General features: G+C 44.6%; 11 protein-coding genes. 5 read left to right on the forward strand and 6 right to left on the reverse strand.

What is annotated here, in order from left to right; genetic code table 11:
• Window positions 1-40: 40 nt before the first annotated feature.
• Window positions 41-1084, reverse strand: a complete 1044-nt coding sequence (gene tsaD, locus C6Y39_RS07980) for a tRNA (adenosine(37)-N6)-threonylcarbamoyltransferase complex transferase subunit TsaD (RefSeq protein WP_105930742.1) — start codon at window positions 1082-1084, stop codon at window positions 41-43.
• 504 nt (window positions 1085-1588) lie between these two features.
• On the opposite strand from tsaD, the gene rpsU reads away from it, so the two are divergent.
• From rpsU to rpoD, 4 genes are all read left to right on the forward strand, one after another.
• Window positions 1589-1804, forward strand: a complete 216-nt coding sequence (rpsU, locus tag C6Y39_RS07985; protein ID WP_012517258.1) for a 30S ribosomal protein S21 — start codon at window positions 1589-1591, stop codon at window positions 1802-1804.
• Window positions 1805-2004: 200 nt separating this feature from the next.
• Window positions 2005-2451: a GatB/YqeY domain-containing protein gene (locus tag C6Y39_RS07990; protein ID WP_105930743.1), complete on the forward strand. Its 447-nt coding sequence runs from the start codon at window positions 2005-2007 to the stop codon at window positions 2449-2451.
• Window positions 2452-2625: 174 nt separating this feature from the next.
• Window positions 2626-4404: a DNA primase gene (dnaG, locus tag C6Y39_RS07995; RefSeq protein WP_105930744.1), complete on the forward strand. Its 1779-nt coding sequence runs from the start codon at window positions 2626-2628 to the stop codon at window positions 4402-4404.
• Between the two features lie 430 nt (window positions 4405-4834).
• Entirely contained in the window at window positions 4835-6670 is a 1836-nt protein-coding gene (gene rpoD, locus C6Y39_RS08000) for an RNA polymerase sigma factor RpoD (protein WP_105930745.1), read from the forward strand.
• Between the two features lie 175 nt (window positions 6671-6845).
• On the opposite strand, the gene C6Y39_RS08005 is transcribed toward rpoD, so the two are convergent.
• The 5 genes from C6Y39_RS08005 to C6Y39_RS08025 form a co-directional block, all read right to left on the reverse strand.
• Window positions 6846-8465: a methyl-accepting chemotaxis protein gene (locus C6Y39_RS08005; RefSeq protein WP_105930746.1), complete on the reverse strand. Its 1620-nt coding sequence runs from the start codon at window positions 8463-8465 to the stop codon at window positions 6846-6848.
• A 142-nt stretch (window positions 8466-8607) separates the two neighbouring features.
• Window positions 8608-9807 carry a topoisomerase IV gene (locus C6Y39_RS08010; RefSeq protein ID WP_105930747.1) on the reverse strand — a complete coding sequence of 400 codons (1200 nt, stop codon included), beginning with the start codon at window positions 9805-9807 and terminating at the stop codon, window positions 8608-8610.
• Between the two features lie 39 nt (window positions 9808-9846).
• Window positions 9847-10251, reverse strand: a complete 405-nt coding sequence (locus tag C6Y39_RS08015) for a substrate-binding domain-containing protein (protein WP_105930748.1) — start codon at window positions 10249-10251, stop codon at window positions 9847-9849.
• 489 nt (window positions 10252-10740) lie between these two features.
• On the reverse strand, window positions 10741-13848 hold the full coding sequence (locus C6Y39_RS08020) for an efflux RND transporter permease subunit (RefSeq protein ID WP_105930749.1): 3108 nt from the start codon (window positions 13846-13848) through the stop codon (window positions 10741-10743).
• A 14-nt stretch (window positions 13849-13862) separates the two neighbouring features.
• Window positions 13863-14912, reverse strand: coding sequence for an efflux RND transporter periplasmic adaptor subunit (locus C6Y39_RS08025; RefSeq protein WP_105930857.1), 1050 nt, complete (start codon window positions 14910-14912; stop codon window positions 13863-13865).
• Window positions 14913-15261: 349 nt separating this feature from the next.
• On the opposite strand from C6Y39_RS08025, the gene C6Y39_RS08030 reads away from it, so the two are divergent.
• Window positions 15262-15693: an NUDIX hydrolase gene (locus C6Y39_RS08030; protein ID WP_240618838.1), complete on the forward strand. Its 432-nt coding sequence runs from the start codon at window positions 15262-15264 to the stop codon at window positions 15691-15693.
• Window positions 15694-15742: the final 49 nt, after the last annotated feature.

Below are 15742 nucleotides of genomic sequence, written 5' to 3' on the forward strand. Positions count from 1 at the left end.
CCATCAGCGCGCACGTTTTGCGAAGGACAATCGGCGTATATTAAATAGCCGTCAAGGTATCCAGCGGCCAGCGCGGTTTGGCTTGAGAAGACAAAGCTAAGGTCTCTCCTGCTTTCAAACGCTGCATACCGGCATAGGCAATCATCGCACCATTATCGGTACAATACGCCAAGCTTGGATAAAACACCTCTCCCTTAAGATCTTGCATAAGGGCTTTCATTTCTGCGCGCAGCATTGTGTTAGCACTCACGCCCCCCGCTATAACTAAACGCTTCATACCGGTTTGCTTTAACGCACGTTTGCATTTAATGATAAGCGTATCGACAACCGCCTCTTGAAATGCATAGGCAATATTTGCTTTCGTTTGCTCTACCTGCTCTGCGGTCAAGTCAGTATTGCCTGTTAAGTCAGCATCGCGAATGGTGTTCGCTGCAAACGTCTTTAAACCACTAAAGCTGAAATCAAGGCCCGGTCTGTCTGTCATTGGACGTGGGAACTTGTAGTGACCTGCTTCGCCTTTTTCAGCTAACTTTGCCAACAAAGGCCCTCCAGGGTAATCAAGCCCTAGCAACTTAGCCGTTTTATCGAACGCCTCGCCTGCGGCATCATCAATAGACTCACCAAGTACTTCGTATTGACCAATGCCTTCGACTTTAACCAACATTGAGTGGCCACCAGACACCAAAAGAGCAACGAATGGAAATGCCGGCGCGTCGTCTTCAAGCATGGGCGCTAACAAATGCCCTTCCATGTGGTGAACACCCACCGCAGGTACGTTCCATGCGTAGGCCAGCGAACGGCCTACTGAAGATCCTACAAGCAGTGCCCCAACCAAGCCAGGCCCTTGAGTAAAAGCAACGCCGTCGATTTCTGATGGCTTTGTGTTGGCATCTTCCATAGCTTTTTCAATGAGAGGAATGATTTTTCTAACGTGGTCACGGGAGGCGAGTTCAGGGACCACACCGCCATAATCAGCATGGAGTTTAACTTGACTGTAAAGCTCATGTGACAACAAACCTCTTTCATCATCGTAAACCGCGATGCCTGTCTCGTCACAAGATGTTTCAATTCCTAAAATACGCATGGGGAGTAAGCCTTTTTACTACTAACGATAATGCTCTGCGTTTGGACGCGCTTACACGTTCACAACTTTAATGAACCGTACTTGTCGAATAATACCAAAAACAAAGTAAATAATACTGGCGATCTGTGGCGATCATCTTTATGATCCGGCCGCGATCATAATACTACCCTTATCAGAAACATCCGGTTTTACGTTTTTGGCCGATTACCGTTCAAAAAGAGAAAAATCATGAAGGACATCGTCTGAAAAGGGCGCTTAATTGTGCCGAGTTAAGGAACACGGTGCTTAACGAGCGCAGAGTTTACCTTTAATCCTACATTCATGGAATGCCAGTTATCAGGTAAATGAACGGTAAATGCACAATATTGGCTATTTTTTAGCAATTCATCCTTTACTTTCTCTGTAGATATGATTAGAATTTCGCACCATTTTTAACCCGGGTGGCCTTTTTAGCGCACAATTTTACCCGGATTTACACAGTAAAAGTTTTGAGGTGAGTGTTTAATGCCTATCGTTAAAGTTAGAGAAAACGAGCCGTTTGATGTGGCGCTGCGTCGTTTTAAGCGTTCTTGTGAAAAAGCAGGTGTTCTTTCTGAAGTTCGTCGTCGTGAATTCTTCGAAAAGCCAACTTGGGAACGCAAGCGCAAGAAAGCTGCCGCTAAAAAGCGTCATCTTAAGAAGCTAGCTCGTGAAAACGCACGTCGCGTAAAACTCTACTAATATAGGGTTAGCCAACGAGTCTGAAAGGTGTTGCAATTGCAGCACCTTTCGCGTTTCTGGGCCTTTATTTTTTATCCTTTTCAGTCCTATTAAATGATTACACTCGATTTTTAACGTAGGATTGAAGGTATGGTGATCTTTGCTGTAAATTTTTGCAGCGCCTGAAAAGCTTAATTTATTTATAAAAAACAGGAAGCATCATGGCACTAATTGATGATTTAAAAGCAGCGCAAAAAGATGCGATGCGTGCAAAAGAAAAGGTACGTCTTGGTACTATTCGTATGGCTATGGCTGCCATTAAACAAAAAGAAATTGATGAGCAAATAACGCTTGATGATAGCCAGATTCTGGCTGTACTTACCAAGATGGTTAAGCAGCGCCAAGACGCAGCAACTCAGTACGATGCAGCTAATCGTGACGATCTAGCAAGTAAAGAGCGAGAAGAAATTACCTATATTGAAGATTTTCTTCCTCAGCCTTTAAGTGACGACGAACTTAACGCCCTTATCGATGAAACCATGGCTGCGACAGGCGCTTCAGGTATGCAGGATATGGGTAAAGTGATGGGCGCTTTAAAGCCTAAAGTTCAAGGCCGTACTGACATGGGCGCTCTCAGTGCAAAAATTAAGGCACGCCTGAACGCGTAAGCGTAAATTGTAGCTTGAGCCAACTAGTGCGAAGGTGTGGATAGCCACGCCTTCGTTGTTCTCATTTTTAAACTTCCCTGTTAAAGTACTCCACTGTCTTAATCATGTTGCGATAGGCCTTCTACGGCGTCGTTGCATCATATGCATTAATGGTCCTTTTTAAAAAATACCCTCATGGCTGGAAAAATACCGCGCGATTTTATAGATGATCTTTTGTCACGTACTGATGTGGTAGACGTGGTCGATAGCCGAGTAAAACTTAAAAAAGCAGGCAAAAACTATCAGGCGTGCTGTCCTTTCCACAACGAAAAATCCCCTTCTTTTACCGTTAGCCAAGATAAGCAGTTTTATCATTGTTTTGGCTGTGGAGCGCATGGCAACGCTATCTCCTTTATCATGGAGTTTGATCGCCTTGAGTTTGTAGAGGCTATTGAGGAACTTGCTCGCTACCACGGTCTTGAGGTACCCCGAGAAAAGGGCAGCCGACCGGCGATGAGCGAAGAGAAAAAGCAACAACAACAAGACGACTATGCAGTGATGGAACAAGTTGCGCGCTTTTTTCAGCATCAACTACGCCAAAACGGCAATAGCAAAAAGGCCATCGACTATCTAAAAAATCGTGGGCTCAGCGGCGATATCGTTAAGCAATGGGAAATCGGCTATGCGCCAGATAGTTGGGATGCCCTGCTTAATACATTTGGTAAAGACCCACAGCGCATTAAACAACTCATCGATTTAAAACTCGTTAATCGCAATGACCAAGGTCGTACGTATGACTTCTTCCGCGATCGAATTATGTTTCCAATTCGAGACAAGCGCGGCCGCGTCGTTGGGTTTGGTGGGCGTGTCCTCGATGATGGCGGCCCCAAATACTTAAACTCTCCCGAAACTCGCATATTCCATAAAGGCAGCGAGCTATTTGGTTTTTATTCTGCTCGTCAAAATAATCGTAACCTAGACACCGTGGTTATCGTTGAAGGCTATATGGATGTAGTTGCACTCAGTCAATTTGACATTAATATCGCCACTGCTGCATTGGGTACTGCGACTACCCCTGAGCATATTCAAATGCTGGTTCGCGCAACATCGCACATAGTATGCTGCTACGATGGCGATAGAGCTGGCAGAGAAGCTGCTTGGCGCGCATTGGAAAATGCGCTACCTGCGTTAAAAGATGGCGTACGTTTGTCGTTTTTATTCTTACCCGATGGTGAAGATCCAGACACTATGGTACGCCAAATAGGTAAAGAAGCATTTATGGGTATGCTTGATGAAGCCATGCCCCTGTCACGTTTTTTCTTCGAAAATTTGTTAAAAACCCACAACGTAGGCTCGCCTGAAGGCAAAATAGCACTCAAAAAAGCGGCATTACCGCTTATCGAAAGTACGCTAGGGGAAGACCAGAAGCAAATGCTGTTGGAAGAGTTGGCGAAACATACCGGCGAGTTCGACCGCTTTAAGCTCCAACAAGATATTACAAGGGCAAATCAAGGCTCTAAGCAAGCGTATTCCCCAAATCGAAATCAAGTGAATAAGCCTAAGCTATCGCCTCTTCGAATGCTTATCCGTTTGCTCATAGATAAACCAGCACTCGCGTCAATATGCGAAGATGTTCAGATAGACATTTTTGCTGGTAGTACTGCCGCGGGTATGGATTTGTTACGCGATGTTCATCGCTACTGTTTAGCAAATCCAAAAGCAAAAACCGCACAGCTTGTTGAAAATTTCCGCGACCATCCCCATTCTTCTACTATCGCGAAATTATTGTTACAAGAACACTTAGTAAAAGACGAGGATGCTGAACGTGTATACAACGACAGCTTTGCTCGCTTACTTGATGGGCATTTTGATAGCCGAATTGAAACCTTAATTTCACGCTCGCGGGTTCAACCGCTTACCCAAGCGGAGAAACAGGAATTGAACCTGCTCATGAGGGAAAGACAGAAAAGTTAGCCACGCGTGTCATCATTTTATTTTTTGACTACTGGTTAGCCTGCTCTAACGTAGTAAGTACTTTTAACTCCGGCTGTTTTGACAGTTGGCTGCATGAAAATTACTGGCTAAAAAATCGGCCATCAATCTGGTAAAACCACCGCATATTCTGCTATACTGGCTAATTCGCTGCAAGCTTCTTTATTTAAGCTTAACGCTAAAGAAGTGAACAAATATGCAGCAATACTAGTAGCAAAGATATAGCCGAACATAAACGGGCAGAACCAAACCCGAGCAGATGTGCATCGCAAAAGTAACGGTTTACACCGGCGTGGCATCGAGCATTAACGGCCTTGATACAAATGCAGTACTACAGCAGATCAGGGAACATACCTAGACGTATGTTGTCTTTTCTATTGCAAACTAATTGAATGTGAGAAGTGTAGGTTATATGGCGCAAAGCAAGCAGTCTCAGATTAAACTCCTGATTGCAAAAGGTAAAGAGCAAGGTTACTTAACCTTTGCAGAAGTTAACGACCACCTGCCGCAAGATATTGTCGATTCTGATCAAATCGAAGACATAATCCGCATGATTAATGACATGGGAATTCAAGTATCTGAATCAGCTCCTGATGCAGACGAACTTCTCATGCAAGAAGCGAATGCCGATGAAGATGCTGCAGAAGCAGCAGCACAGGCACTTGCTACTGTAGAAAGTGAAATTGGCCGTACGACTGACCCGGTTCGCATGTACATGCGTGAAATGGGTACTGTTGAACTTCTTACTCGTGAAGGCGAAATTGAAATCGCTAAGCGAATCGAAGATGGTATCAATCAGGTTCAGTGTTCAGTTGCTGAATATCCAGAAGCAATTACATATTTATTGGATCAGTGGGACCTTTACGAAGCAGAAGAGATTCGTCTTAGCGATATTATTTCAGGCTTTGTTGACCCTAATGATGACCAAGATCTTGCTCCAACAGCAACGCACGTTGGCTCTGAATTGTCTGAAGAAGAATTAGATGATGAAGATGGCGATGATGACGAAGACGAGGACGACGAAGAAGACGATAGCGGTGTTGACCCTGAGTTAGCACGTGAGCGCTTTACAGAGCTTCGTGAGCAGTACATCAAGACTCGTGAAGTCATTGAAAAGAAAGGGCGCTCTCACGCGGATGCGCGTGCTCAAATTAACGCTTTGAGCGACGTATTCAAAGAGTTCCGCTTAGTTCCTAAGCAGTTCGACCGCATGGTTAAAAACATGCGCGAAATGATGGACAAAGTGCGCATTCAAGAACGTCTTGTTATGAAGTTTTGCGTTGTTAACGCTAAAATGCCTAAGAAAGATTTTATCAAAGCATTTGCTGGCAACGAAACGTCGACAGCTTGGTTACACGAAACAATTAAGTCTGGTGCACCTTATGCGTCAGACCTTGCGGTAAACCAAGAAGAAATCGAGCGCTGTATCAGCAAGATGAACCAAGTTGAGCAAGAAACGGGTTTGGTCATCGCTGATATTAAAGACATCAATCGTCGCATGTCTATCGGTGAAGCCAAAGCACGCCGCGCGAAGAAAGAGATGGTTGAAGCTAACTTGCGTCTTGTTATTTCAATCGCTAAGAAGTACACCAACCGCGGTCTTCAATTCCTTGACCTTATCCAAGAAGGTAATATTGGCCTAATGAAGGCGGTAGATAAATTTGAATACCGTCGTGGTTACAAGTTTTCTACCTATGCAACGTGGTGGATTCGTCAGGCTATTACTCGTTCAATCGCGGACCAGGCGCGTACTATCCGTATTCCTGTTCATATGATTGAAACGATTAATAAGCTAAATCGTATCTCTCGTCAGATGCTTCAAGAAATGGGTCGCGAGCCTACACCTGAAGAATTGTCTGAGCGCATGTTGATGCCTGAGGATAAGATCCGCAAAGTACTTAAAATTGCTAAAGAGCCTATTTCGATGGAAACCCCCATCGGTGATGATGAAGATTCACATCTTGGCGACTTTATCGAGGACAGCACAATTATCCAGCCCCTCGATTCAGCAACAGGCGGAAGCTTGAAAGGCGCAACCCAGGAAGTACTGGCAGGTTTAACAGCAAGAGAAGCTAAAGTACTTCGTATGCGTTTTGGTATCGATATGAACACCGACCATACACTAGAAGAAGTGGGTAAGCAGTTTGATGTAACGCGTGAGCGTATTCGTCAAATTGAAGCGAAAGCACTTCGCAAGCTTCGTCATCCTAGCCGTTCTGAGCAGCTTCGCAGTTTCTTAGACGAGTAGCTCTAGCGGTAATCGCATTAATAAAAATCCCCAGCTTGCTGGGGATTTTTTTATGCGTCGTATAGACAATTAATTAATTGCGTTAGGGCAATATCTGCAAAAAAGCCCCCTAACGGAGGCTTTACTAAAGTTGCTCATCACAGCATTAACGAGCTGCTTATAATAGCTTTTATTACTACACCCTAAACTGCTTAGCAATAGACTCAAGGTGCTGTGCTAGGTCTGCAAGCTCATTACACATTGTGCCCAACTCTCCCGAGCGGCTAGCAGTTTGCTCGGTGCGCTGATGAATTTCGTCAACATGACGAACAATGTCTACCGCCACAGTGCGCTGGTCTTCCGTATTATGTGCAATCTGCTCATTCATCTGGTTAATACGACCAATGGTGCTGGTGATTGTTTCCAAGCTACTTCCTGCCTTATTCGCAGTTTCTACGCTACTAGACGCTTGTTCAGTACCGCGGGCCATAACTTCTACCGCAGAGTGCGCAGCGCTTTGTAATTGCTCAATGGTACTTTGGATCTCTTCTGTAGATTGTTGAGTACGCGATGCCAACGTACGTACTTCATCCGCAACTACAGCGAAGCCTCGGCCTTGCTCACCTGCTCGTGCCGCTTCAATTGCGGCGTTAAGCGCAAGTAAGTTAGTTTGCTCGGCTATTCCCTTAATAACGTCAAGTACAGAACCCACCTTGTTTGAATCAGATTCAAGTCGCGCTATCACGTCAGCAGTTTCACGCACGTTGTCTGCTAGCTGCTGAATGCTGGTAACAGTTTGCTGTACAATTTGACGCCCTTCGCTTGCAGCACTGGTCGCCTCGTTGGCATCGCTCGCGGCCTGTGCAGCACTGTGTGCGACGCCATCAACCGAGCCGCTCATTGTATCTACAGCCTGTTTTGCGTTAGTGGCCGAACGCTGCTGAACATCTATCGTACGCTGAGTCTCTTCGGTAACGCCACGTAAGTTTTGCGCAAGGTTAGAAAGGGGCAAGCTTGCTTCCACTACATCTCGCACAACGCCCTGTAATTTATCCATGAACTGATTAAACCAGTAAACCAGATCACCAATCTCGTCTTCACTTTTTGTTTCGATGCGTACCGTCAAGTCGCCATTTTCTTGTGCGATATCCTTAAGTGAACGGACCACATCGTCGATGCTTTGCTTAATGCCCCTAACGATAGGTACGGCAGTAGCAAACAGTAAAATGGTAACAACAATGGCTAAAATTACCCCAGTACTGATTAACGAGGTATTTGCACTGTCTGTATTTTCAAATGCTTCCTCAAACGCTGCTTGTTGCGCGTCTCTGAACTTGGACATGGACGCAATAACACCGTCATAAGACTTGTTCATCTTTGAGGAAAGCTCACCAAGGCGGCTAAAATCGGCTGTGCCATTAACCATGGACTGAGAAACGTCGAAAGCTACTTTAAAATAATCATCGAACCCTGATGAAATTCGAGAAATATCATTACGAAAATCTGGGCTAATAGATGCTATCTGATTAAGACCGGCTTTTGCCTCATCAGCAAGTTCCTGCGCCATGACGAGGGTATCTTGGTCGCCAGTAGTAACCGCACTTGAAAGGGTGTCACGGACTTTTTGCATTTCAACAAGAGTAGACGCAGATAATTGTAGCGCAGGGAACTGAACTTTTTGAACACGCTCAAGGGTCGCACCGTTATTTAAGGCGGTGTAGACAGTAATAAGCAAGTAAATAATAAAACTTAGCGCTGCGATACCCGGAATGAGGAAAATCTTAGTCGCAATTGGCATTTTTTTTAAAAAGTTCATTCGCTGTTCCACTGTTATTATATTTGCTCAATAGTTTTCTAAGTATGAGTGAAAAACTATCTTGTTCTACTTTATCTACTTAATAGCGAAAATCTTTAATTTAATTATGGCCTCGCATTGATATACGAGGCCTAGCAGAGTTTTAGAACGTGTAGTTTACACCCACTTTTAGAAGTGTAGCATCGTTCAAATCGTTTAGGTCATCTGAGTACCAAGTTACGTCAGTTTTAAGCGCGAACCCCGGTTCAACATCGTAACGCAAACCAACGGTGACTGCAGATACATCAAGATTTTGCTGCGCCGCAATACCCGCAGCTGTTTGGTAGATGCCAGCCGTACCAGCAGCGCCATTCCATGTTGCATCAACAACTGCGTCTCCTGTGGCGATTGTTGCAGGCAAAGCTGCTATTAGACCTAACTGGTCGCCATTATCGGCTTCTTCAACTTCATAGGTGATATGCGGAGTGAACTTGCCAAAACGCATGCCAGCAGTTACATACCATGCCTTGTTATCAGCAATAACAGAACCGTCAACTTCTGTTTGTGTAAATTCTGCACCTACGAACCAATCATATTTATCGATATCAACGGCAACCTCAAAGAAGGTTCCCGTGTCTTCATTAACACTAAAACCTTCAGCCGCGGTTGAAGCGGTAGGGATGAAAGCGCCATACTGCGCCAAACCGCCGACAAAAGTATCGAAATCTGGATTAGCGGCGCTAGTTTTACCGCGCGCTAACAATGTACGCGCACTGAACCAATCGCGCGTCGCTTCAAAAGAAACGGCAACAACATCTTCTAGCTCTAGCGCTGCAGGTGTGCCAGAAATAGTAGTGTCAGCTTCAACGCGACCAACCGTAAACTGCGCACCATATTCCCAGTCTCCCGAATAGTTCATGTAATCCACACGAACACCGTCGATATTGTTAAAGTCGATACCGTAAACCGCATCTGGTGGTGTAAGCCAGTGATAAGAGTAACCGATATCAAGTGACGCTGAGTATTTGAAGAGCGGCATACGTAGGCGACCGGCACTGATGTTGACATTGTTATTCAACACATAAGTCATATAAGCCCATTCGAAATCTGCGTCGTAGTCATCTCTACCACGCCCAACTAACTGAGCCGTCGCCGATAATTTATCGCTTACTTCTCCACGAACTTGGAGACCAAATACACTGGCTGGATCAAAGCTAAAGTCACTGTCGTAATCGTAAACTGATTCATCGTCATCTAACGTCATGCCGGCAATCAAGTTTGCGAAACCATTAATTTGAATGTCTGCCATTGTTGGAGCTGCTAAAAGGCCAGCCACAGATAAGATAGCAAGTTTGGTTTTCATGCGTATTCCTTAATTCTTTAATTCTTTAATTACACTAGGTTAGAAGGTTGCAACAACGCGCACGCTGTCGTTCACAGCGCTAGCATCGACATAGCCGATGGCGCCAGGATTACCCGCTACTGCAGAAACAACCTCTGCATCACTGCCTAATGCTGTTGGTGGTTGACCTTTACCGGTAAACACAAGCTTTGACCAAAACGCTGTAAGCTGGGCTGCAGTTTTGTTCAACACTTTGCCATTAAATTCGTCAGTCGCCGCTTGCCCTTCCGCAAGCGCTACAGGCTCTGCTTGCGTGCCGCTGGGAAATGCTTTTGCTTTATTCAAGAAGATTCGGCTTATACTGTCTTTGTCCAATGAGTCACCATTGCTGGGATGCACGATAACAGCCACGTCGGCAACCGCAACGTTACAACAAAGGGCTGCTGCTAGTATCCATTTCTTCATGATGTGTCCTCTAAAGTATGTTGATATACGCGCTCACCGCCATCTACTCTTTAAACATTATTATTTGAATCTTAGTTCGAGCATGTTGTCGCGGCTGGCAAATATGGGCATGTTCGCTCACATAATTACGACGTGGTAAGTATTAGTCACAAACGCCATAATCGCCAATTTGAGCATAAAAAATTAATGTCTATAAATGAGTAACTTATATAAACACCTGTAAATGCTGCGCAGTGTAGTGGAAGAAAAAAGTTAAGCAACTATACCTACGTCTAATGGGTACAATTAATACTTATAACGCTGAATAAGATAGAAAAATACAACGCTTAAAAATCAGAAAAAAGCAAATATATCAACGAGATATATTTCAACAAAACTTTAAAAAAGTAATGCGAAGGCATGCTAACGTATTAGAATAAATACGTTATTAATTTACGGTTTATCTGACCAATAGGTTAACAATGCAGGGCAAGTGCCCTGCATATAGAATTATGATTCACCTTTTTTGTAAGGAATTTTTTCTTCAAGCCGCTCAATTTCTTTGGTTCGCTCAAGTGGTGAACCGGTATTACGAGCTAGCCAGCTATAGGCTGTCGGCACGACGTATAGTGTCATAAACGCTGAAACTAAAACGCCGGAGAAAATAACCATCCCTATCACCATTCGGCTCTCAGCGCCGGGCCCTGAAGCAAGTACTAAGGGAAGAGAGCTAAATACAGTAGTAAAACCAGTCATAACGATGGGGCGCAAACGCTGGGCTGCAGCGCGTTTCAATGCATACTCAAATTCCATGCCCGCGTCCCTCAACTGATTGGCAAACTCCACTATGAGTATGCCGTTCTTAGCTGCGAGTCCAATAAGCATAACCAGACCAATTTGGCTATAAATATTAATTGTCATTCCACTGAAAAATAAGCCGATATAGGCACCAACTAGTGCCAATGGCACGGTGAGCATTATCACCAGTGGATGTACCCAGCTTTCAAACTGAGCAGCCAATATAAGATAGGTGATGGCGAGGGCGAGAATAAATACATACACAAAAGAGTTGCCGGCTTCTTGATAAAGCTGAGACTCACCTTTGTAGTCTATCGATACGTTATCAGGTAGCTCAGTTGCAACAATGTTTTCGAGATAGTTGAGCGCTTCTCCCAGTGTGTAACCGTCTGCCAGATTTGCAGAAATCGTTACTGCTCGCATCCTGTTGTAACGATTTAACTGGGCTGACGTTGCTTGCTCTTCAAACGTCAGCAAATTATCCATGGGGATAAGCTCTCCGGTTCTCGCAGAGCGTACGTAAAGGTTTTCTATGCTGTTAGGACTTCTAAAATCTTCTTCTATCCCTTCCATAATTACGTCGTATTCCTCACCTCTATCAAGGAAAGTGGATACGCGTCGCTGCCCTAACATCACTTCTAATGTGCCACCTATATCGCTAATAGACACACCAAGATCTGCGGCCCTGTCACGATTAATATTTACCAAGAGCTGAGGAGACGTCTCTTTATAGTCTGAGTCAAGGCGAATAAGGCCTGGATTTTTAGTGGCTTTTTCAAGCACGATGTCACGCCATGCAACTAGGTTTTCATAGGTATCACCTTGTAGCACAAACTGCACCGGCCGACCTAAACCGCCCCCCGAGATCCCGCTTCGCATTATGGCGAAAGCACGTACATCAGGAACAGAATTCAGTTTTCCGCTAATTTCATCCATAAGAGAAAAGGTACTAAAATCACGCTCATCCCAATCGGCAGAACCTACAATCGCGATACCCGCATTACCGCCAAACCCTGGGGTTCGTACAAGTAAGCGATTTATTTTTCCATTTTCTCTATAGGGCATTAAGATGCTTTCAATTTTCTCTAGGTTTTTCGCATTACTTTCAAAGCTTGCCCCCTCCTGGGCATTCATCAGAATAAAGAAATTCCCCCTGTCCTCTTTAGGGACAAACTCACTTGGTACTTTCTCTGACAACTGAACAAGCGCAATAACCGCTACAACGAGCATTAATAACATCAGAATAGGCTGATGCAGTGTTTTGCCCAGCGAATTGAAGTACCCGTTTTCAAGTTGTGAAAAACGCTTATCCATCCAACTCCCAAAACCCGATGAACGAGTGCGTTTTTTGAGAATTTTTGACGCCATCATTGGTGAAAGGGTAAGCGCAGTAAAGCTTGAGAACGCAACGGCGGCGGCAATCGCCAGTGCAAATTCGGTGAATAACCTTCCTATATTTCCTTCAAGAAATACCAGAGGTACAAACACAGAAACAAGAACAAGAGTTGTAGCTATTACGGCAAAACCTACTTCTTTTGCGCCGCGATAAGCCGCTAATATTGGAGGCTCTCCCATCTCGATACGACGGTAAATGTTTTCAAGTACAACAATGGCGTCATCAACCACCAAACCAATGGCAAGTACCATTGCTAGTAAGGTAAGCAGGTTGATAGAAAAACCCAATGCATACATCACAATAAAAGCAGCAATTATCGAAACCGGCACGGTAACCGCTGGAATTAATGTTGCGCGAATATTACCTAGAAAAAGGTAAATCACGATAACAACCATCAGCATAGCAATGACAAGTGTTTCATAGACCTCATCGATTGACGCCTCAATAAAAACGGATGAGTCGTAACTTGGGACAATGAAAATATTGTCGGGAAGCGTTGCCTCTATTTTTTCTATTTGCGCTTTTGCTGCTCGTGCAACGTCAAGCGTATTTGCTTTGGACTGTTTTATAATACCCAGCCCTATCATATTTACCCCATCGCCACGAAACTCGGTTTCGTCGTCTTCTGCGGTGAGTTCAACATGAGCAATTTCACCTAAGCGAACGAGATAGCCGTTATCACCTACAGCAACAGTTAGCGCAGCAAAGTCATCGGGAGATAGAAAGGTTCTTGCCACCCGCACTTCAAAATTTCTGTCGGTACTTTCCACCTCACCGGCGGGTAGTTCTACATTTTCGGCGCGAATAACTTGCTCAACATCGCTTACGGTTATTCCACGGGCGGCCATTGCGTTGCGATCTAAAAACACTTTCATGGCATAGCGTTTACCACCACCTAGCTGCACTCGCGCCACGCCATCTACAATAGATAATCTATCTACCAGTACACGTTCAGCGTAATCCGTTAGCTCCATCGTATTTAGATTAGTACTTCGCAAGTTATACCAGACAACCGCGCTTTCATCTGAATTAGCTTTTGATACTTCCGGGGGATCCGCCTGATCAGGCAAGTTATTTAACGCCCGGCTTACTCGCTCACGTACGTCATTCGCGGCGGCATCAATATCCCGCGATAATTTAAACTCGATGGTAATGTCAGACCGACCGTTGCGAGACGTAGAGGTAACATTTTTGATACCTTCAATCCCCGAAATTCTATCTTCCAAAAGTTGGGTGATACGGGTTTCAACAATATTTGCCGATGCACCTGTATACGTTGTGCTAACCGAGACGATTGGGGGGTCAATATCTGGGTATTCCCGCAAGCTCAGCATAGTGAACGCAACAATACCAAAGATAATCAGTAGCAAATTGATAACGGTAGCAAATACCGGGCGCTTTACGGAAACGTCTGATAACAACATAGCAGTAAGCTCCCTTAGCGGTTAAGAACGTTAACCGGAGACTGATCTCGCACGCGAAGCGTCCCCTCAGTTATGATTTCATCCCCTTCGCTGAGACCACTGACTATTTGAACCAAGCCAGGACGGCGCTCACCTATTTCAACTTCCGTTTGGTGGGCAACATTATCTTTAATGACGTATACAAACTGCTTATCTTGTACGGGTACTAGGGCTTTTTCAGGAAGCACTAGTGTATTTAAAACGCGCTTTTCAACAACGACGGTTAATAACATACCCGGTCGTAAACGCTTGTCTTGGTTATCGATTGTTGCTCTTACTCGAATAGAACGACTAATGGGGTCAAGGCGTGTATCAATATTCGAAATGTTGCCTTTGAAAGTCTCACCGGGGTAAGCCACGGAAGACGCGGTCAGCGTTTGCCCTTTTGCAACGCTTGCCAAGTGATTTTCAGCGATATTAAAATCAACTTTAATCACGCTTATATCATCTAACGAAGTAATGGTATCGCCAGGCTGTACCAGTGAGCCAATACTGATTTCTCGGTTACCTAAAAGCCCGCTAAATGGTGCGCGAATTTGCAAATCCTCAAGCTGCGCTAACGCTATGTCCAGCTGAGCCTCAAGCGCTTTTACTCGAGCTTGTTGCTCATCAAGCAGCTGTTCAGATGTGGCATTCGACTGTCGCAGATCAGCAATACGTGTAAATTGACGCTTTGCTTCCTCAATATTTGCTCTTAGCTCTTCGACTCGTGCTCGCTCTTCAGTATCGTTCAGTTGCACAAGCACCTCGCCTTTTTTCGCCTCATCACCATCTTCAAAGTTAATTACTTTCACCGTGTCGGTAACTTGGGCGGTTATATTGACTGACTCGTTGGCAATTGCAGTGCCCAAAGATTCAATAGTAATAGGAAAAGCTTGTGAGGAGACAAACGCGGTGTTGACGGGGGTAGCCCTTGGTCCGCTCTGGTTTGCGCTTTGTTCTTCAGGGATATTTAAGTACACCACAACACCAGCAAGCAACACCACACCAATGAGTAATGGCGATAAAGAAAATCGTGAAGACATAACCTTTCCTATAGGTAAAAGCGTCCCATCGAACATGAGTTTTTATCGCAAATATCAGTCAATGGGTACTCAAGCACACAAAAATCGCTTATTTGTTAGTTAAGCGTCGTTAAACGTTAGTTCATGTACTGCGTTATTGTTGTTTTATTTTATTTTTTGCGTAGAGTCTGTGGCTTCATTTTCGTTGAAATTTTAATAACCTTTAACAGACACAACCTGTATTTTACTCAAATCGATGCGCAACTTATTTCACTTATCAGCTTTATTCGCTGTTTTAACGCTTTTCTCCTGTACGGGAGGCGCACCTAGCGAACCTCTATGTCGTATTTCGGATGAGCTATCAGCTAGGTTGGACACGCTAAATATAGATAACCCATCAGAGGCTACTGCTGCAGCGTGCTTAATCAAAGTTGACAAAAAGGTGCTGCTAATACGACACCGCTTATCAAATAAACTTGATTTCCCTGGGGGTGGGCTTGCAAATAGTGAATCGCCAGCATGCACTGCTCATAGAGAGACATGGGAAGAAACCGGTTTTAATGTTGAGGTTTCACAATACTTAGCGACGACAAAAAATGGCCTAGCCCTGTTCGGCTGTGCACTAGATGCCGGTGTAGAAACGCTTCCAGATGCCTTTGATGCTCCACCATGGGCTAAACTAGAGGTAAAAGGGCTGGTAAAGGTCGACCCATTTTCTATTGATGAGAAATCAATGCGATTTGCAGACGACCTTATTCCCTTGCGCGATGGCTATACCCAAATCGTTATAAACCAGCACTGACAAATCGTTGTTCATCAATATCGGTATTGGTAAATTGTCTACACGTTTT

This window comes from Alteromonas gracilis (assembly GCF_002993325.1).
Classification (GTDB): domain Bacteria; phylum Pseudomonadota; class Gammaproteobacteria; order Enterobacterales; family Alteromonadaceae; genus Alteromonas; species Alteromonas gracilis.